Origin of the sequence: Streptomyces sp. NBC_00569, from assembly GCF_036345255.1 — a bacterium.
GTDB lineage: Bacteria > Actinomycetota > Actinomycetes > Streptomycetales > Streptomycetaceae > Streptomyces.
In genome coordinates this window covers 6,726,132-6,745,789 of the sequence record NZ_CP107783.1, presented here as the reverse complement: position 1 = coordinate 6,745,789, position 19,658 = coordinate 6,726,132, and the positions used below count along the sequence as shown (strand labels likewise).

The 19,658-nt window shown below is 69.4% G+C and carries 16 protein-coding genes and 1 pseudogene; 9 read left to right on the top strand and 8 right to left on the bottom strand.

What is annotated here, in order from left to right; all coding sequences use genetic code 11:
* Positions 1-41 precede the first annotated feature (41 nt).
* Complete coding sequence (locus OHO83_RS30275) at positions 42-464, bottom strand: organic hydroperoxide resistance protein (RefSeq protein ID WP_266670216.1); 423 nt, start codon at positions 462-464, stop codon at positions 42-44.
* 73 nt (positions 465-537) lie between these two features.
* Entirely contained in the window at positions 538-1,569 is a 1,032-nt protein-coding gene (locus OHO83_RS30270; RefSeq protein ID WP_266670218.1) for an NADP-dependent oxidoreductase, read from the bottom strand.
* An 89-nt stretch (positions 1,570-1,658) separates the two neighbouring features.
* On the opposite strand from OHO83_RS30270, the gene OHO83_RS30265 reads away from it, so the two are divergent.
* On the top strand, positions 1,659-2,132 hold the full coding sequence (locus OHO83_RS30265) for a MarR family winged helix-turn-helix transcriptional regulator (RefSeq protein WP_330280012.1): 474 nt from the start codon (positions 1,659-1,661) through the stop codon (positions 2,130-2,132).
* A gap of 72 nt (positions 2,133-2,204) precedes the next feature.
* On the opposite strand, the gene OHO83_RS30260 is transcribed toward OHO83_RS30265, so the two are convergent.
* On the bottom strand, positions 2,205-2,885 hold the full coding sequence (locus OHO83_RS30260) for an SCO2400 family protein (protein ID WP_330280011.1): 681 nt from the start codon (positions 2,883-2,885) through the stop codon (positions 2,205-2,207).
* Between the two features lie 226 nt (positions 2,886-3,111).
* On the opposite strand from OHO83_RS30260, the gene OHO83_RS30255 reads away from it, so the two are divergent.
* The 8 genes from OHO83_RS30255 to OHO83_RS30220 all read left to right on the top strand — a co-directional run bounded on the left by OHO83_RS30255 (position 3,112) and on the right by OHO83_RS30220 (position 14,611).
* Complete coding sequence (locus OHO83_RS30255; protein WP_266670224.1) at positions 3,112-4,275, top strand: mandelate racemase/muconate lactonizing enzyme family protein; 1,164 nt, start codon at positions 3,112-3,114, stop codon at positions 4,273-4,275.
* On the top strand, positions 4,272-5,276 hold the full coding sequence (locus OHO83_RS30250) for a zinc-dependent alcohol dehydrogenase (RefSeq protein WP_266670225.1): 1,005 nt from the start codon (positions 4,272-4,274) through the stop codon (positions 5,274-5,276). The genes OHO83_RS30255 and OHO83_RS30250 overlap by 4 nt, the downstream gene beginning before the upstream one ends.
* Positions 5,277-5,369: 93 nt before the next feature.
* Positions 5,370-6,338, top strand: a complete 969-nt coding sequence (locus OHO83_RS30245) for a hypothetical protein (protein ID WP_266670227.1) — start codon at positions 5,370-5,372, stop codon at positions 6,336-6,338.
* Between the two features lie 54 nt (positions 6,339-6,392).
* Positions 6,393-7,502 (top strand): multiple monosaccharide ABC transporter substrate-binding protein, encoded by a 1,110-nt coding sequence (gene chvE, locus OHO83_RS30240; protein WP_266670229.1) that lies wholly within the window; start codon positions 6,393-6,395, stop codon positions 7,500-7,502.
* Positions 7,503-7,560: 58 nt separating this feature from the next.
* Positions 7,561-9,087 (top strand): multiple monosaccharide ABC transporter ATP-binding protein, encoded by a 1,527-nt coding sequence (gene mmsA / locus OHO83_RS30235; RefSeq protein ID WP_405603709.1) that lies wholly within the window; start codon positions 7,561-7,563, stop codon positions 9,085-9,087.
* Between the two features lie 5 nt (positions 9,088-9,092).
* A complete protein-coding gene (gene mmsB / locus OHO83_RS30230; RefSeq protein WP_266670231.1) occupies positions 9,093-10,343 on the top strand; it encodes a multiple monosaccharide ABC transporter permease in 1,251 nt (416 codons plus the stop codon).
* A gap of 58 nt (positions 10,344-10,401) precedes the next feature.
* Positions 10,402-11,559, top strand: a complete 1,158-nt coding sequence (locus tag OHO83_RS30225; protein ID WP_330280010.1) for an aldose epimerase family protein — start codon at positions 10,402-10,404, stop codon at positions 11,557-11,559.
* A gap of 109 nt (positions 11,560-11,668) precedes the next feature.
* On the top strand, positions 11,669-14,611 hold the full coding sequence (locus OHO83_RS30220; RefSeq protein ID WP_330280009.1) for a beta-galactosidase: 2,943 nt from the start codon (positions 11,669-11,671) through the stop codon (positions 14,609-14,611).
* A 72-nt stretch (positions 14,612-14,683) separates the two neighbouring features.
* Here OHO83_RS30220 and arfA read toward each other — a convergent pair whose 3' ends face one another.
* From arfA to OHO83_RS30195, 5 genes and pseudogenes are all read right to left on the bottom strand, one after another.
* Entirely contained in the window at positions 14,684-16,192 is a 1,509-nt protein-coding gene (gene arfA, locus OHO83_RS30215; protein ID WP_266670237.1) for an arabinosylfuranosidase ArfA, read from the bottom strand.
* Between the two features lie 20 nt (positions 16,193-16,212).
* A pseudogene (locus OHO83_RS30210) lies at positions 16,213-16,455 on the bottom strand (arabinan endo-1,5-alpha-L-arabinosidase); the annotation flags it as partial.
* A 28-nt stretch (positions 16,456-16,483) separates the two neighbouring features.
* Positions 16,484-17,353: a carbohydrate ABC transporter permease gene (locus OHO83_RS30205; RefSeq protein ID WP_330280008.1), complete on the bottom strand. Its 870-nt coding sequence runs from the start codon at positions 17,351-17,353 to the stop codon at positions 16,484-16,486.
* Positions 17,350-18,291: a carbohydrate ABC transporter permease gene (locus OHO83_RS30200; RefSeq protein ID WP_266670241.1), complete on the bottom strand. Its 942-nt coding sequence runs from the start codon at positions 18,289-18,291 to the stop codon at positions 17,350-17,352. The genes OHO83_RS30205 and OHO83_RS30200 overlap by 4 nt, the downstream gene beginning before the upstream one ends.
* Positions 18,288-19,646, bottom strand: a complete 1,359-nt coding sequence (locus OHO83_RS30195; protein WP_266670243.1) for an extracellular solute-binding protein — start codon at positions 19,644-19,646, stop codon at positions 18,288-18,290. Before OHO83_RS30195 ends, OHO83_RS30200 begins: the two co-directional genes overlap by 4 nt.
* Positions 19,647-19,658: the final 12 nt, after the last annotated feature.

The window sequence follows — 19,658 nt, the reverse complement described above, 5'->3', positions numbered from 1 at the left end:
ACCCCTTGCGCGGGGTACGGGCCGGGACCGGGTCGCATCGGTCACACGGAGAGCGTGACCGTGATGTTGCCGCGGGTGGCCTTGGAGTACGGGCACACCTGGTGGGCCTTCTCGATCAGGGACTTGGCGGTGGCCTCGTCCACGTTCGGGATCTTGGCGGCGATCTCGACGATGAGGCCGAAGCCCTCGTCGTTCTTGCCGATGCCCACGTGCGCGGTGACGGTCGAGCCGGAGATGTCGGCGTTCTCCTGGCGGGCGACCACGGCGAGCGCGCCCTGGAAGCAGGCGCTGTAGCCGGCGGCGAACAGCTGCTCCGGGTTGGTGCCGGCGCCGCTGCCGCCCTGCTCCTTGGGCGGGTTCACGACGACGTCGAGCTTGCCGTCGTCCGTGGAGACGCGGCCGTCACGGCCGTTCTCCGCGGTGGCCACGGCGGTGTAGACGACGTCCGACTGCTGGATGGGCATCCCGTACTCCCTCATTCGATCCGGTAGGCGGAAAGAGATTATCGAATCCCGGAAGAAACGAGGGTGACCGGGGTCACTCACCCAGCTTGACGACCATCTTTCCGATGTTGTCGCCACGCAGAACCCCGAGGAACGCCTCCAGGTTGTTCTCGATGCCCTCGACGACGGTCTCGCGGTACTTGAGCTCGCCGGAGCGGATCCAGGCGCCGACCTGCTGCACGAACTGCGGCTGGAGGTCGTAGTGGTCGCCGACGAGGAAGCCCTCGATGCGGCCACGGGTCTGGATCAGACGGGCCAGGTTGCGCGGGCCGGGGGCGGCCTCGGTGTTGTTGTAGACCGAGATCGCGCCGCAGATCGCGATGCGCCCGTCCCGGTTGAGCTGGCCGATCGCCGCTTCGAGGTGGTCGCCGCCGACGTTGTCGAAGTAGACGTCGATGCCGTCGGGGGCCGCCTGCTTGAGCTGCTCGAAGACGGAGCCGTCCTTGTAGTTGAACGCCGCGTCGAAGCCGTACTCCTCGATGAGCAGCTTGACCTTCTCGGCCGAGCCGGCCGAACCGACGACGCGGCCGGCGCCGAGGAGCTTGGCGATCTGGCCGACCTGGCTGCCGACGGCACCGGCCGCGCCGGAGACGAAGACCGTGTCGCCCTCCTTGAAGGAGAGGGTGCGCAGAAGACCCGCGTACGCGGTCAGGCCCGTCATACCGAGGACACCGAGGTACGCCGACAGGGGCGCGGCCTCCGGGTCGACCTTCACGGCCTGCTTGGCGTCGAACGTGGCGTACTCGCGCCAGCCGTTGAAGTGCAGCACGTGGTCACCGACGGCCACACCCTCGTCGTTCGAGGCGACGACCACGCCGACCGCGCCGCCCTGCATCGCCTTGCCGAGCTCGTACGGGGCGACGTACGACTTGGCGGCGCTCATGCGGCCGCGCATGTACGGGTCCACGGACACATACAGGTTCTTGACGAGCACCTGGCCGGGGCCGGGCTGGGGGACCTCCACCTCGGCGAGCTGGAAGTCCTCGGGCTTGGGCCAGCCGACCGGGCGGCTGGTCAGGTGCCACTCGCGGCTGGTGGCGGGGATCTGGGGGGTGTCGACAGACATGGCGGGGCGCCTCCTGATTGCTTCACTTACTGAAACAACCATGCTCCTCGATATTTCATAGTGTCAAGTAAATGGGTACTCTGGAGTACATGGCCGCAAGCAGCTCCGCCCCGAAACCCGTGACAACCGATCCCGCAACAGCCGACCCGGTGACCGCCGACCTGGTCGACCTGATCGGCACGCTGGTCTCACGTCACTACAAGGAGTACGAGCAGGCCGCCGGGGGCCAGGGGCTCACCACGGCGCAGGCGCGGGTCCTCGACCTGCTCTCCCGCGAGCCGATGCCCATGCGGCGCATAGCCCAGCAGGTGAACTGCGAGCCGTCGAACATCACCGGGCTCGTCGACCGCCTGGAAGCGCGCGGCCTCGTCGAGCGCCGCCCCGACCCGGCCGACCGGCGCGTGAAACTGGCCGCGCCGACGGAAGAGGGCGTACGGATGGCGCGCGGTGTGCAGGGGAACCTGGGCTTCGCTCGCGGCGCCATCGCCTCGCTGACCGGCGAGGAGCGGGACGCGCTGCGCAGGCTCCTCGCCAAGATGATGGACGGCGACACCACGGCCTGACGCCGGCCGTGGCTCACGGCGACAAACCGTGGCATCCGTCAGGAGAACGGCGGCGGTCGCAAGGCACGACCCTCAGGTGCACCACCACAGGAAGCGGTCGCACGTCTTCGTCGGGGCGGGCTGCGGCGGGGGCGGTGTCGTGGAGGGTCCGGGCGCGGGCGTGCCGGGGCCGGCCGGGGTGTCCGGGGTCGGGGTGGCGGCGGGCACCGAGGTGGCGCGCCCTCCGGTCCCCTCCTCCGTCTCCCCCGCCTTCTTGTCCTTGTCGCCCTTCGCGTCCTTGGACTCCGACGCGGACGGGGAGGGGGACGCCGAGGCGTTCGACGCCTGCGGGTCCGCCTCGGCCGTGGCGGCGCCGGTCGGGGTGGCGGCCGCCGAGGACGCCGCGGCCTCCGCCTCCTGGTCGGCGGCCTCCTCGGCCGACGTGGACGAGCCCCGCCCGTCGCCGTCCGCCGACGACTCGGTGCCGAGTTCCGCGAAGCTGAGGCCGCCCGCGGCGAGGGCGAGCCCCGCGGCGGCGATCACGATCTTGTTGCGCCGGCGCCGGTGGGCCCTGCGGGCGCCGCGCCCACGGCGTTCCCTGCGGGAGCGGCGGGTGTGCGTGGGTTCGTCGGCGTAGGAGGCGTCGGCGTTCTCGGCCGACTCCTGCGCCGCGAGCGCCTCCGCGTGCTCGCGGCAGGCTTCGGCGGGCGTGCCGCACCCAGGGCAGGCGAGGGCGCCGTTGAGGTGCCTTCGGCACGGGTGGCAGTAATCCATGACGCATGGAGGCTAGGCGCCGCGCCGGTAACGGAAAAAGCCGGTGCTGTGAATGTTCTGTGCACAACCGCGTGTTCCAAAGAATTGACCCTCCATACGGCTTCTGTGCACGGCGCACCGGGCGATCCGGTGCGCGAACCATTGACACCCCGCGCGCGCCTCCTTACTGTCACGCCAAGATTTCGAACGCATGACGAAATATCGAACGTCGCAGGGGGCAACTGCCGTGCGCATCACGGGAATCAGCACACACGTGGTCGGGACGCCTTGGCGCAACCTGACCTACGTCCAGGTGCACACCGACGAGGGGATCACCGGGGTCGGCGAGACCCGGATGCTGGGCCACACCGACGCGCTCGTCGGCTATCTGAAGGAGGCTCAGGCCAACCACATCGTCGGCTCCGACCCGTTCGCGGCCGAGGACCTCGTACGGCGCATGAAGTACGGGGACTACGGACGGGCCGGAGAGATCGTGATGTCCGGCATCGCGGTCGTCGAGATGGCCTGCTGGGACATCAAGGGCAAGGCACTGGGCGTGCCGGTGTGGCAGCTGCTCGGCGGCAAGGTGACGGACCGGGTCAAGGCGTACGCGAACGGCTGGTACACCACCGAGCGCACCCCGGAGGCGTACCACAAGGCGGCGCAGGCCGTGATGGAGCGCGGCTACCGGGCACTGAAGATCGACCCGTTCGGGACGGGGCACTACGAGCTGGACCACGAACAGAGTCTGTACGCCGTGTCGCTGATCGAGGCGGTGCGCGACGCGATCGGGCCCGACGCCGAGCTGATGCTGGAGATGCACGGCCGGTTCTCGCCCTCCACCGCCATCCGGCTGGCGCGCGATCTCGCTCCCTTCAAGCCCGCGTGGCTGGAGGAGCCGGTGCCGCCGGAGAACCTCAAGGCGCTGGAGAAGGTGGCCGCGAAGGTGGACATCCCGGTCGCCACGGGTGAGCGGATCCACGACCGGATCGAGTTCCGCGAGCTGTTCGAGAGCCAGGCCGCGGACATCATCCAGCCGGACGTCGGCCACATCGGCGGCATCTGGGAGACGCGGAAGCTGGCGGCGACGGCGGAGTCCCACTACGTACTGGTCGCGCCGCACAACGTGGGCGGTCCCGTGCTCACCGCCGCCTCGCTCCAAGTCGGCTTCACCACACCGAACTTCAAGGTTCTTGAGCACTTCAACGACTTCGCGGACGCGGACATCAAGAAGGTGGTGAAGGGCGCGCCGCAGGTCGATCCGGAGACCGGGTGCTTCGAGCTGTCGCACGCGCCGGGGCTCGGGGTCGAGCTGGACGTGGACGCGGCGGCCGAGTTCCCGCAGCAGCAGGCGCGGTTCGACCTGTGGGCGGAGGGCTGGGAGCAGCGCCGGCCGGAGGGAACCCGGTGAGCGTCGCGGTCGTCGTCGAGGCGCCGGGCGCGTACCGGATCGTTCCTCACGAGCCGACGCCGCCGGGCGCCGGCGAGGCGCTGGTCCGCGTGCACGCCGTGGGCATCTGCGGCAGCGACCGCGAGGTGTACCGGGGCAACCGGCCCGAGGGGTACGTGCGGTACCCGCTCACTCCGGGCCACGAGTGGTCCGGCACCGTCGAGGCCGTCGGGCCGGGCGCCCCCCAGTCGCTCGTCGGCAGGAAGGTCGTCGGCGAGGGTTTCCGTAACTGCCAGGTCTGCGCCCGGTGCCATGCCGGCGAGACCACGCTGTGCACGGCCGGGTACGAGGAGACCGGGTTCACGCAACCCGGCGCCATGGCCGCCACGCTGACCCTGCCCGCCCGTCTCCTGCACGTCCTGCCGGACGACGCCGACCTGACGGCGGCCGCGCTGCTCGAACCCGCGGCCTGCGTCGCCGCGGCCACGCTCAAGGCGGACGCGCGGCCCGGCGAACGGGTCGCCGTCGTCGGCGCGGGCACCCTCGGCATGCTCGCCGTGCAGTTCCTCGCGGCGAACTCCCCCGCCGTGCTCCTCACCGTCGACACCCGGCCCGAACGGGCCGCCCTGGCGAGCGAGTTCGGCGGGACGGACTTCCGTACGCCCGGCCAGGAGCTGCCCGGCGACTTCGATGTGGTGATCGAGACCGCCGGGTCCGCGGACTCGGCCCGTACCGCGGCGTCGCTGCTGCGGCGCGGGGGGCGGCTCGTCCTCACCGGGCTCCCGTCGTCCGGCGCGGCGGGGCTCGATCCGACCGGACTCGTCGTGGGCCAGCTGGAGGTGCGGACCGTGTTCGGGGCGCCGCCGGCCGCCTGGGCGCACGCCGTGCGGGTCTTCGGCGCGGGGCTCCTGGATCCGCTGCCGCTGGTGACGCACGAGCTGCCGCTGGATCAGTTCCCTGACGCCATCGAGCTGGTGGGATCCGGTGGCCCCAAGGTGGGCAAGGTCCTGCTGCTCCCCTAGCTCCTGCCGCCCGGCACGTTCCGGGCCTGCCCGCACCCACCGATCCGAACCTCGTTCGAAATATCGAACAACACCGAACGTGAAGGACTGCCCGTGACCGACTCCTCCTCTCCCCGCCGCCCCGGCGAACCCGCCCTCGCGGCCCTGGGCCTGTCCGCCCCCCGTACCGACGACAGCGACACCTCCCCGCACGCCTTCCCCGACGGCGGCACCTGGCGCACCGAGATCCCCTCGGTCGAGGGCCCCGAGGCGCTGGCCGTCGTCCTCAAGGAGGCCTCGCGCCTCGACGTGCCGGTCCACCGGATCAGCCAGGGCAGCGGCGTGTGGATGCTCACCGACGCCGAGATCACCGAGATGGTCGAGTCGGCCGCCGAGCGGGACATCGAGCTCTGCCTGTTCACCGGCCCGCGCGGCACCTGGGACACCGGCGCCTCCGTGCGCACCGACTCGCACGGCGCCGGCCTGCGCGCCCGCGGCCACGACGCCGTCGCCGGTTGCGTGGAAGACGCCGTCCGGGCCACGGAGCTGGGCGTGAAATGCCTGCTCGTCGCCGACGAGGGCGTGCTGTGGACGCTGCACCGGGCGCGCGAGCAAGGGGTGATCCCCGGTGACACCACGCTCAAGGTGTCCGCGCTCATCGGCCCGGTCAACCCGGCCTCCTACGCCGTCTTCGAGCGGCTCGGCGCCGACTCGCTCAATGTGCCGAGCGACCTGACACCGGCTCATCTCACCGAGATCCGCCGGGTCTCCGCCGCACCCATGGACCTGTACGTCGAGGCGCCGGACGACCTCGGCGGCTATGTACGGATGTACGAGATCGCGGAGCTGATCCGCCGCGGGGCGCCGCTGTACCTGAAGTTCGGGCTCGCGAAAGCCCCCGCCATCTACCCGTACGGCGCCCACCTGCGCGACGTCACTCTCGACACCGCCCGTGAGCGCGTGCGCCGCGGCCGGCTCGCTCTCGACCTGCTGGCCCGGCACGGCGCGGACGGCGGCATGTCGCCGCTGGGCTCGCGGCTGCCGGGCACTCTCGACCGTTTCCCGCTGACCGCTTCCCACTGACCCATCCCGCTGACGTCTCCGCTCCCACGACGCGACCGACAAGGACTGATGACCATGCGCAACCGCAGAAGTGCCGTTTCCGCCGTGGCGGGAGCCGCCGCTCTCGCCCTCGCCCTGACCGCCTGCGGGCAGAGCAGTGAGGGCGGCAGCAAGGAATCGAAGGACAAGAAGGAGATGACCGTCGGCATCGCCATGCCGACCAAGTCGTCCGAGCGCTGGATAGCCGACGGCAAGAACATGGTCACCACGCTGCACAAGGCCGGCTACAAGACGACCCTCCAGTACGGCGAGGACGACGTCGACCAGCAGGTCCAGCAGCTCGAAGGCATGATCACGCAGGGCGTGGACGCCCTGGTCATCGCCGCGATCAACGGCGACGCGCTCTCCAACGTCCTCAAGGAGGCCCATGACGCGCACATCCCCGTCATCTCCTACGACCGCCTCCTGCTCAACTCCCCCTACGTCGACTACTACGCCTCCTTCGACAACGAGAAGGTCGGCCGGCTCCAGGGCACGTACATCACCGAGAAGCTGGGTCTGAAGGACGGCTCCAAGAAGGGGCCCTTCAACATCGAGCTGTTCGCCGGCTCGAACGACGACAACAACACCAAGTACTTCTTCAACGGCGCGATGAAGGTGCTCCAGCCCTACATCGACAAGAAGCAGCTCGTGGTCCGGTCCGGCCAGACGGCGCTCAACAAGGTCACGACGCTGCGCTGGGACGGCGGCACCGCGCAGAAGCGCATGGACGACCTGCTCACCTCGTCGTACTCCTCGGCCAAGGTGGACGCCGTCCTCTCCCCGTACGACGGCATCTCGATCGGCATCCTGTCGGCGCTCAAGTCCGACGACTACGGCTCGGCGAGCAAGCCGTTGCCCGTCGTCACCGGGCAGGACGCCGAGGTCGCCTCGGTGAAGTCGATCGTCGCGGGCCAGCAGACCCAGACCGTCTACAAGGACACCCGGCAGTTGGCCAAGGTCGCCTCCAGCATGGTCGACGCGGTGCTGAAGGGGAAGAAGCCGCAGGTCAACGACACCACGTCGTACAACAACGGCAAGAAGGTCGTGCCGTCCTATCTGCTCCAGCCGGTGAGCGTCGACAAGAGCAACTACCAGAAGGAGCTCATCGACACCGGCTACATCAAGGCGAGCGACCTCAAGTAGCCCGCCCACACCACCGGTTCACACGGAGCAGAAAGGCACGACCATGGCGGGACCCGTCCTGGAAATGCGCTCGATCGTCAAGACCTTTCCCGGCGTCAAGGCGCTCGCGGACGTCTCTCTGAGCGTGCGCGCGGGCGAGGTCCACGCCGTCTGCGGGGAGAACGGCGCAGGGAAGTCGACGCTGATGAAGGTCCTCAGCGGCGTTCACCCGCACGGCAGTTACGAGGGGGAGATCCTCTTCGAGGGCGAGCCGTGCCGGTTCAAGGACATCGGGGCGAGCGAGAAGCGCGGCATCGTGATCATCCACCAGGAACTCGCCCTGGTGCCGTACCTCTCGCTCGCCGAGAACATCTTCCTCGGCAACGAGCACGCCACGCGGGGCGTGATCAGCTGGGGCGAGACCCTCAAGCACGCCACGGACCTGCTGCGGCGGGTCGGTCTGAACGAGCACCCGCAGACCCGCGTCGCCGACATCGGCGTCGGGAAGCAGCAACTGGTCGAGATCGCCAAGGCCCTGTCGAAGGAGGTGAAGCTGCTCATCCTCGACGAGCCGACGGCCGCGCTCAACGACGAGGACAGCGGCAAACTCCTCGATCTGATCCTGGAGTTGAAGGGCCAGGGCATCACCTCGATCATCATCTCGCACAAGCTCAACGAGATCGCCCGGGTCGCGGACTCCGTGACGGTCATCCGCGACGGGCACTCGATCGAGACGCTCGACGTGAAGGCCGCGGAGACGACCGAGGAGCGGATCATCCGCGCCATGGTCGGCCGCGACCTCGACCACCGCTTCCCGGAGCGCACCCCGCACCCGCAGGACCGCACCGCGGCGCCGGCCCTCGAGATCCGCGACTGGACCGTCTTCCACCCCATCGACCAGCAGCGCAAGGTCGTCGACTCGGTGTCCCTGAACGTGCGCCGCGGGGAGATCGTCGGCATCGCGGGGCTGATGGGCGCGGGCCGCACGGAGCTCGCGATGAGCGTGTTCGGGCGGGCCTACGGGAAGTACGCGGGCGGCAGTGTCCTCAAGGACGGCACCGAGATCCGCACCCGCACCGTCCCCGAGGCGGTCGGTCACGGCATCGCGTACGTCACCGAGGACCGCAAGCACTACGGCCTCAATCTCATCGACTCCATCAACCGCAACATCTCGCTGAGCGCGCTGCGCAAGGTCGCCCGGCGCGGGGTCGTCGACGAGCACGAGGAGCGGAAGGTCTCCGAGGGCTTCCGCACGTCCATGAACATCAAGGCGCCCAACGTCTCCGAACCCGTGGGCCGGCTCTCCGGCGGCAACCAGCAGAAGGTCGTCCTCAGCAAGTGGATCTTCGCGGGGCCCGATGTGCTGATCCTCGACGAGCCGACCCGCGGCATCGACGTGGGTGCGAAGTACGAGATCTACACGGTGATCGACCAACTGGCCGCCGAGGGCAAGGCCGTTGTCTTCATCTCCTCCGAACTGCCCGAGCTGCTCGGCATGTGCGACCGGATCTACACGATGTCGGCCGGACGGCTCACCGGTGAGGTCCCGCGAGCGGAGGCCACCCAGGAAGTGCTGATGCGGCACATGACCAAGGACAAGAGGTAGGACGGATGAGCACGAACCTGAAGGCCGGGTCACCGGCCGGCGCCGCGGGCCCGAGGGAATCCGGAGACACCGGGCACGCGGCCGGCCTCGGCCGGCTGATCATCGACGGCATGCGCCGCAACATGCGGCAGTACGGGATGCTCTTCGCCCTCGGCCTGATCGTGATCCTTTTCGAGGTCTGGACGGGCGGCGACCTGCTGCTGCCGCGCAACGTCTCGAACCTGGTGCTGCAGAACAGCTACATCCTGATCCTGGCGATCGGCATGATGATCGTCATCATCGCGGGCCACATCGACCTGTCGGTCGGCTCCATCACCGCGTTCACGGGGGCGCTCGCCGCGGTGCTCATGGTCACGCACCACTGGTCGTGGCCGGTGGCCGCGCTCGTGGTCCTCGCCGTCGGCGCGGTCGCGGGGGCCATGCAGGGCTTCTTCATCGCCTACCTCGGCATACCGTCGTTCATCGTGACCCTGGCCGGCATGCTGCTCTTCCGCGGTCTGACGGAGATCTTCCTCAAGGGGCAGACGCTCGGCCCGTTCCCCGACGGGCTGCAGAAGGTCGCCAACGGCTTCCTGCCCGAGGTCGGCCCCGACACCAACTACCACAACCTCACCCTGCTCCTCGGCCTGGGACTCATCGCCCTCGTCGTGTGGCAGGAGGTGCGCGACCGCAAGCGCCAGCAGGAGTACGCACTCGACGTGCTGCCCGCGAAGCTCTTCGCGCTGAAGCTCACCGCGCTGGTCGCCGCCGTCCTCGTCTTCACCCTGCTGCTCGCCAGCTACAAGGGCGCGCCCGTGGTCCTGATCGTCCTGGCCGTGCTCCTAGTCGCCTTCGGCTACGTGATGCGCAACGCGGTGATCGGCCGCCATGTGTACGCGATCGGCGGCAACCTGCCGGCGGCGAAGCTCTCCGGCGTCCGGGACAAGAAGGTCACCTTCGCGGTCTTCCTCAACATGGGGATGCTGGCGGCGCTCGCGGGCCTGGTCTTCGCGGCCCGCTTCAACGCCGCATCGCCGAAGGCGGGCGTCAACTTCGAACTCGAGGCGATCGCCGCCTCGTTCATCGGCGGCGCGTCGATGAGTGGCGGCGTCGGCACGGTGCTCGGCGCGATCATCGGCGGCACCGTGCTCGGCGTCCTGAACAACGGCATGAACCTCGTCGGCGTCGGCACCGACTGGCAGCAGGTCATCAAGGGCCTGGTCCTGCTCGCGGCGGTCGGCTTCGACGTGTGGAACAAGCGCAAGGTCGGTTCGTAAGTCAGCTCGGCCCCGTCGGCCCAAGCCCGGCGAGGCCCACCCTTTGAGGGAGCCGCACATGGAACTGAGCAGACGTACTCTCCTCGCATCGGCCGCCGCCGGTTCGGCAGCCACCGCTCTGGGCGGAACAGCCCACGCCTCAGCCTCCGCCTCGGGAAACAGGAGGCCCGTGAAGGAGCCCTTCGGACAGCTCGCCGACGGCACGAGAATCTACCGCTGGTCCCTGGAGAACGGCGGCACCCGCCTGAAGGTCCTCTCCTACGGCGGCATCATCCAGTCCCTGGAGATACCGGACCGTCACGGCCGGTACGTGAACGTCTCCCTCGGCTATGACACCATCGAGGGCTACGTCACCGGCACCACGTTCTTCGGTTCCACGATCGGCCGCTACGGCAACCGCATCGCGAACGGCCGGTTCACCCTCGACGGCACGACGTACCAGCTCTCCGTGAACGACGGGGTCAACTCCCTGCACGGCGGGGCGAAGGGCTTCAACACGCGGGTGTGGGACGCGGAGGACTTCACCTCCGGCTCCGACGTCGGCCTGAAGCTGCACTACACGTCGGTCGACGGCGAGATGGGCTACCCGGGCACGCTCAAGGTGACAGTCACCTACACCCTCGGGGCGAGCGGCGACTGGCGCATCGACTACGAGGCGACGACGAACAAGGCGACCGTCGTGAACCTGACGAACCACACGTACTACAACCTCGCGGGCGAGGGCAGCGGCGGCATCTACGACCACGAACTCACCCTCGCCGCCTCCCGTTACACGCCCACCGACTCGGGACTCATCCCGACCGGTGAGCGGGCGAAGGTCGCGGGAACCCCGTTCGACTTCCGCTCCGCGAAGCCGATCGGCCGCGACATCCGCACCGCGCACCCACAGCTGATCACGGCCAAGGGCTTCGACCACAACTGGGTCCTCGACAAGGGGATCACGGCGCGGCCCGTGCACTTCGCGACGCTGCGCGACCCGTCCTCCGGCCGCACTCTGAAGATCGCCACGGATCAGCCGGGCGTCCAGTTCTACTCGGGCAACTTCCTCGACGGCACGCTCACCGGCCCCTCCGGGCGCACCTACCGGCAGGGCGACGGCCTGTGCCTGGAGACGCAGCACTTCCCGGACTCGCCGAACCGTCCGGCGTTCCCGTCGACGGTTCTGCGCCCGGGCGAGACGTACCGGACGACGACGGTGCACTCGTTCAGCGCCTGACCGACCCTCACTCACATCCCCCGGCCCCGCCCGTGACCACCACGGGCGAGGCCGGTGTCTTTCCTCCACCCCTTCGCACGTACCTCACCGAGCCCTATGGAGACGTCAGTTGCAACTCAGCAGGCGTACGTTCACCTCGCTCGCCGCCACGGCCGCGGCGAGCCTCTCCCTGCCGCTGTCGACGGCGGGCGCGGCCACCCCCGACGATGCGACCACCCCCGTACCCGAGGCCGACGGGCGGACGCACACCGTCGCCTTCGACAAGTACTCGCTGCTCGTGGACGGCAGCCGGGTCGTCCTGTGGTCGGGCGAGGTGCACCCGTTCCGGCTGCCGAGCCCGTCGCTCTGGCGTGACGTGCTGCAGAAGCTGCGCGCGCACGGCTACAACGCCGTCAGCATCTACGTCGCGTGGAATTTCCACTCCCCATCCCCCGGCGTCTACGACTTCACGGGCGTGCGCGACCTCGGCCGCTTCCTGGAGACAGCCGCCGAGGAGGGTCTCTACGTCATCGCGCGCCCCGGCCCTTACATCAACGCGGAGGTCGACGCGGGCGGATTCCCCGGCTGGCTGACGGCCACCAAGGGCACGGCCCGTACCTCCGATCCCGACTATCTGGCTCACGTGGACGAGTACTTGACGGCCGTGAACGAGATCATCGCCCGGTACCAGTACACGCGCGGCAAGGGCACGGTCGTCCTCTACGAGCTGGAGAACGAGTACGCCTCGAACGTGACCAGCCCCGCCGGCAAGGACTACATGGCGCACCTGTACGCGAAGGTCCGCGCCGACGGCATCGACGTCCCGCTGTTCCACAACGACAAGGGCCGCAACGGCTACTGGGCTCCGGGCTCGTTCAGCACGGGTGACGAGTCCGGCCGCTACCTCTACGGATTCGACGGCTACCCGTCGCCGTCGGGCAACCCGCCGGACTGGGGCTACTTCGGTGTGGGCGGCGCCAAGGGTGGGTCGACGGCGAGCCCCGACACCCCTGGCCTGATGGCCGAGTTCGGGGGCGGCTGGTTCGACCCGTGGGGCGGCGCCGTGTTCGCCGGCAAGGGATACGAGGAGTCGCGGCGCACCCGCGACGCGGCGTACGAGCGGCGCTTCTACCTCACCAACCTCGCCAACGGCATCAAGATCCACAACGTCTACATGACGTTCGGCGGCACCAGCTGGGGCTGGCTCCCCGCGCCGGTCGTCTATACGTCGTACGACTACGGGGCGGCCCTCGACGAGGCGCGCAATGTCACGTCCAAGCTGACGCCCATGCACCAGATCGGCCAACTGCTCCGTTCCGTGCCGGACCTGGCGAAGCTGGACCGGGCGCAGGACACGGCGGCCGCCGACCCGTCCCTGAAGGTCTACCACCTGACGAATCCCGACACGGGCGCGCACGTCTACGTCCTGCGCAACGACACGTCGGCGTCGATCACATCGACGCTGCCGGTGGGCTCGGCGAGCGCGGAGGTCACGGTCGGCGCGAAGGACGCGAAGCTCGTCCTGGCGGAGGCCGCTCTGGGGAAGCGGGAGCTGGCGTACTCGACGGTCCAGCCGATGATCCAGCTGAGCGCGGGGCGCCGGGACGTCGCGGTGTTCGCGGGCCGGTCGGGAGAGCCGGCCGAGGTGGCCTTCGCGTACGAGGACGAGCCGGAGGTCACGGTCCTCGACGGGCCGGCCACCACGGCGTACGAGGACGGAATCCTGCGCATCTCCACCCACCTGGGCGGCTTGGTGCGGGTGTTGGTGGGCGGCACGCTCCTCGTCATGTTCGCGGACGACGAGACGTCCGCCCGGCTGTGGCGCTACGACACACCTTCGGGCCCGGTCCTCGTCCGCGGTCCCGCGCTGCTGCGCCGGGCCGAACTCCACGGCGCCACGCTCCACTTGACGGGCGACACGATCGAGGAAGCCGACCTGGAGGTGTGGGCGCCGCGTGGCGTGCAGCTGATCACCTGGAACCACGGCCCGGTCCATGCGCGCACCACTCTTTCCGGAAGCTTCGCCGCCGGGCGGGCGCTCCCGGGCGTCCCGGAGGTACAGCTGCCCGCGCTCACCGGCTGGCGGCAGCATGCCGAAAACCCGGAGTCGGAGCAGGACTTCGACGACACGGACTGGACCGTCGCCGACAAGGCGACGTCGTACTCGACGACGCCCGTGCCCGCGGGCCGGCCCGTCCTGTTCGCCGACGACTACGGCTTCCACTACGGCGACGTCTGGTACCGGGGTTCGTTCGACGACGCGAGTGGCGCCGAGTCGGTCAACCTGGCGTACTCCACCGGCACCCAGGGCCTGCTGATGGCGTGGCTCGACGGCCGCCCTCTCGGCACGCACCGGATGCCGGTGCCGACGTCGGCCCAGTCCACCCAGGGCACGTGGACGGCGACGGCGGCCTTCGCCCTGCCCGCCGACCTGCGCACCGCCGACGGCGGCCATGTCCTCTCGGTCCTCGTCCGCCGCATGCAGCACGACGAGGACGGCGGCGCCCGGGACTCGCACAAGTTGGCGCGCGGCCTGACCGGGGTGGCGTTCACGGGCGCGGATCCGGCCGTGACCTGGCGCATCCAGGGCGCTTCGGGCACGGACCCGGTGCGCGGCCCGCTCAACACGGGCGGTCTGTACGGGGAGCGGCACGGCTGGCACCTGCCGGGGCTCGATCTCGACACGGACGGCGGCTGGGAGCGGGCCGCGTTCCCGGTCGACGGCCCGGTGCGCCAGGGGGTCTCCTGGTACCGCACCACGTTCCGGCTGGCCGTCGACCACGACGTGGACGCCTCGATCGGCCTCACGTTCACGGACGACGCGGCCCACGCCTACCGTGTCCAGCTCTACGTCAACGGCTGGAACATGGGCCAGTACATCAACGACGTGGGCCCCCAGCACACGTTCGCCGTCCCGAACGGCATCCTGCGCACCCGCGGCTCCAACACCCTCGCCCTGGCCGTCCTCGCCGACGGCACGACCCCGGCGGGCCCGGGAGACGTGCAGCTGAAGCTCCTCGGGAGCGCGGCGGGCGGGGTGGAGGTGCGGGGGGTTCCGTCGCCGGGCGTGTAACCACCCCCTGAGTGGCACGGAGTGGCCGGAGGGCGCTGTCCCCTCCGGCCACTCCGTGGCCGACGCCGTGGATCACCCGAGCCGGATCACATTCCACGACAGCGGCTCAAGGGTCGCCTTGAGCGTGCTGTCCTCAAGGGTCGCGCCCGAACCCGCGTGCGGCGCGACGCGCTCCGGCTCCGTGAGGGTGTTGCGGGCGTCCGGGTCGGCGTCGGCGAGCACCGAGTGTTCGACGACCTCACCCAACTCCATCCCGTGTAGGGCCACTTGGAGCGGCAGGGACTCCGTCTGACTGCGGTTGACCGCGAAGACGGTGACCGTGCCGTCCTCCGCGCGGACCGCCGTGGCGTGCAGCAGGTCCGCGGTGCCGTGGCGCTTCGTGTCGTACGTCGGTCCTGACACGCGTACGTCGAGGACCTCGCCGCGCCCGAACCGCGACGCCGCCGCGAACGGGAAGAACGTCGTCTGGCGCCAGGCCGGGCCACCGGGCTCGGTCATGATCGGGGCGATGACGTTGACGAGTTGGGCCAGGCAGGCCACCGTGACGCGGTCCGCGTGGCGGAGCAGGGCGATCAGGAGCGAACCGAGGACGACCGCGTCGGTGACCGAGTAGACGTCCTCCAGGAGACGGGGGGCCTCCGGCCAGTCGAGGGCGGAGACCTCGGCGTCCGTGCGCGACATGTACCAGACGTTCCACTCGTCGAAGGAGAGGTTGATCTTCTTCTTCGACTTGAGGCGCGCGCCCACGTGATCGCACGTCGCGACGACGTTCTCGATGAACGACTCCATGTCCACCGCCGACGCGAGGAAGGAGTCCCGGTCGCCGTCGTGCTCCTCGTAGTACGCGTGGAGCGAGATGTGGTCGACCAGGTCGTAGGTCTCCTGCAGGACCGTCGCCTCCCACTCGGCGAACGTGTCCATGCCCTGGCCCGAACTGCCGCAGGCGACCAGCTCGACGTCCTTGTCGATCTGGCGCATCGCACGCGCCGTCTCGGCGGCGAGCCGCCCGTACTCCTCGGCCGTCTTGTGGCCGGTCTGCCACGGCCCGTCCATCTCATTGCCCAGGCACCAGAGCCTGATGCCGAAGGGGTCCTTGTCGCCATGGGCGATACGGCGGTCCGACAGCTCCGTGCCCGCCGGGTGATTGGCGTACTCCTGGAGTTCGATGGCCTCCGCGACGCCGCGCGTGCCGAGGTTCACCGCCATCATCGGCTCGGCCTGCGGGCCGACCTTCTTCAGGAACGCGATGTACTCGGACAGACCGAAGCGGTTCGACTCCGTCGTGCGCCAGGCCAGGTCGAGGCGGCGCGGGCGCTCATCGGCAGGGCCGACCGAGTCCTCCCACTTGTAGCCGGAGACGAAGTTCCCACCGGGATAGCGGATGACGGTGACGCCGAGCTCACGGACCAGTTCCAGAACGTCCTGACGCAGGCCCGCCTCGTCGGCGGTGGGGTGGTCCGGCTCGAAGATGCCGGTGTAGACACAGCGGCCCAGGTGCTCCACGAAGGAGCCGAAGAGCCGGGGGTCGACCGTGCCGACCGTGAAGGCGGGGTCGAGGGCGAAGCGTGCGGTGCGGGTCATGTCTCCCTCAGGGTTCGGGATTACGTACGTTGATCGAGCCGGCGGACGGTCGGCCGGCCGTCCTTGCCCCAGCTCAGCTCGTTGAGGCCGAGCTTGGGGGTACCGGAGTCGCCGGCGTCGTAGTAGTGGTACGCGAGTACGTCGCGCCCCTTGTCGCGGAAGACGGACTCGCCCCCCGTGCCGACGAACCGGCCGTGCCCGGCGAGGAGCAGCGTGCCGCCACCCTCCAGGAGCGGGGTGCCGTCCTCGTCCACGTACGGGCCGCGAGGCGTCTGCCCACTGTGCGCGCGCTCACTGTCCCGCCAGCCCCGTGTGGGCCACGCCCGCCACGATCTGGCGCTGGAAGAAGACGAAGACGACGATCAGGGGCAGACCCGCCATCAGGCCGCCGGCCATCAGCTGGGCCCACTGGATCCCGTAGGAGTTCATGACGGTCGCGATGCCGTTCGGCATGGTCATCAGGTCGGGGTTGTTGGTGACCATGTACGGCCACAGGAAGTTGTTCCACGACGCGATGAAGGTGAAGATGCCCACCGCCGCGAGAGAAGGGCGGGCGAGCGGCACGACGATGGTGAAGAAGACCCGCCAGCGTCCGGCTCCGTCGATGAAAGCGGCCTCCTCCAGCTCCTTGGGGACGCCCTGGAAGAACTTGTAGAGGATGTAGACCATCGCGGCCGGAGCGCACTGCGGCAGGATCATGCCCCAGTAGGTGTCGACCATCCCCATCTGCTGGACGGTGGTGAACAGGGGGACGCCGAGGACGGCGGGCGAGACCATCAGGCCCGCCATGACCACGCCCATCAGGACGGACTTGCCCCTGAACTCGGTTCGGGCGAAGCCGTATCCGGCGAGCCCGCTCACCAGCAGCACCACGGCGGTCACGCACACGGACACGACGAGCGAGTTCACGAACCAGTCGGTGATGTTGCCGGTCTCGAAGAGGGCCTTCCACGCCTGGCCCGTCCACTGCTTCGGCAGCCAGTGTGTCGGCACCTCGACGGCCTCGGTCTCCGACTTCAGCGAGGTGAGCACGGCCCAGGCCAACGGCGCCAGGAAGACCGCGGAGACGGCCACGCCGAGCAGCGTGAGCACGATCTGGCTGGGCGTCCAGGGCTTGCGGGTACGGAACTTGATGCGTATCTGCGCGGCGTCGGTGGTCATCGCGCGCCCTCCTCACGGTTGCGCAGCAGCCACATCCGCGCGAGGGCGACGGCCGCGATGATCACGAAGAAGATGATGGAGATGGCGGAGGCGTAGCCCACGCGGTAGCTGGTGAAGCCCTCTTCGAGCGTGTACTGCACGAAGGTCCGGGTCGAGTTCTCCGGCCCCGGACCGAAGTCCTGCATCACGACGGCCTGGTCGAAGACCTGGAGCGAGGCGAGGATCTGCAGGGCGATGACGAGGCCCGTGATGTTGCGCAGCATCGGCAGGGTGATGTGGACCATGCGGTGCCAGGCGTTCGCGCCGTCCAGTTTCGCGGCCTCGTAGAGGTGCGCGGGGACGCCCTGGAGGGCGGCGAGATAGAGCAGGAAGCTGAATCCGGCCGTCCACCACAGCGTGGTGATGACGACGGCGAGCATCGCGTACGACTTGTCGGTCAGCCACGGGGTCTCGATGCCGAAGACGTAATTGACCATGCCCGTACCGGGGTTCAACAGCCACTGCCACAGGTTGCCCGCGACGGTCGACGGCAGCAGGAACGGCATGAAGAAGCACAGCCGCCACAGCCACTTTCCGCGTTCTATGTGGTGGGCGAGCATCGCGAGGAGGAAGGCGAGGACCGTGATGCACGGCACGACCAGCAGCGTGAAGTAGGCGCTGTGGCCGAGCGAGTCCCACATCAGGGGGTCGTGCAGGGCCTCGCGGTAGTTGTCGAGGCCGACGAAGCCCGCGCCGTCGCCGGAGATGTTGGCGTCCGTGAAGCTGAGGTAGACGCCGCGCAACAGCGGCCAGATCACGAACAGGGCGAACAGGGCCAGGAACGGGGCGACGAACCAGCCCCCGTGCTGGAAGCCCTGCTTGCGGCGGACCGCGGCGCTGCCGGCGGTGGTGCGCGCCCGGACGGGCGCGACGACGGTCTGTGGGCTGGTCGTCGTCATGCGACCGCACCTCCCTGCGCGGCGGTTCTGCCGTCCATGGGGTTCTTCATGGCGAGGAGCTGGGCGAGTGTGCTCTTCATGCGGCGGGCGGCGGCCTCCGGCTTGGCGGACCCCAGCATCGAGGACGCGGCGATCGGGCCGACGCGCTGGGCGAGGATGCCGGTGGAGCCCGCGAACCACACCTTCGGCTCGGTGGCCTGGTGGTTCATCGCGGAGACGTACTCGTTCTGCGGTTCGAGCTTCTTGTACGCGGCCGTGGACAAGGTCGGCGTGTAGGCGGGGATGTGTCCGCCGGCCGCCCACTGCCGGGCGTGCCTGACGACGTACGCGGCGAGCTGGTGGGCGCCCTCGTTGGCGGCGCCGCCGCGGTCGGCCTGGTGCGGCAGGACGAAGGAGTGCGATTCGGCGTGCGTGGCCCGCTTGCCGAAGACGGGCGGCAGCGGGGTGGCGCCGTACTCGACCTTGGCCCCGGAGAACACGGGTACGGACCAGTTGCCCTCCCAGCAGAAGGGAGAGCCGTTGATGAACTGTTCGGCGCCGGCGGCTCCCGCGAAGTTCGGGTTGGAGTACCCGTCGGTGATGTGCCGGCGCATGAACTCCAGCACCTGGGTGGCCTTGTCGGTGTCGAAGGTGACCTCAGAGTTGGTGGCGTCGAACCAGGTGCCGCCGAGCTGGGTGTAGAAGGCGACGAAGAACCACCACTGGAAGTTCTGGTCGTTGGCCCACATGCCGATGGTCTGCAGGCCCTTCTTCGTGGCCTTCTTTGCCTTCTTGAGCACGTCGAACCACTCGTCGGTGGACGTGACCGGCACGATCCGCCCGTCGTCGCCGAGCAGTCCCGCCTTCTTCAGTACGTCCTTGCGGTAGAAGCAGAGCTGGACGTGGATGTCGAGCGGGAGGGCGTAGAGCTTGCCGTCGATGACGGCGCGCTTCCACAGCGCGGGGTTGAAGTCGGCTTCCTTCACCCCGTACTTGGCGAGCAGGCCGACGTCCCAGGGGTCCAGGAGGCGGCCCGGCGAGAACCCGGTGACGCGGCCGAGGTGCATGACGCCGAGGTCGGGTGCGCGGTTGCCCGCCGCGGCCATGGCGAGCTTGGTGTAGAAGGGGCTGCCCCACTGGAGGGTGGAGTCCTTCACGTCGATGCCGGGGTGCTCCTCACGGAAGCTGTTCAGCATCGCGATCATGTTGTAGCCGTCGCCGCCGCTGAAGAGGTTCCAGTAGCGCACGCGGGTGCCGGCGCTGGAGGCGAGCGCATCGGCGCCCGTACCCAGCGCCGCGAAGCCGAAGCTGCCCGCCACCGTCAACCCGCCGAGTCCGGCGAGGAGTTGCCTGCGGTTCAGGCCAGGTCGTCCCATTCCCTGCCCTTA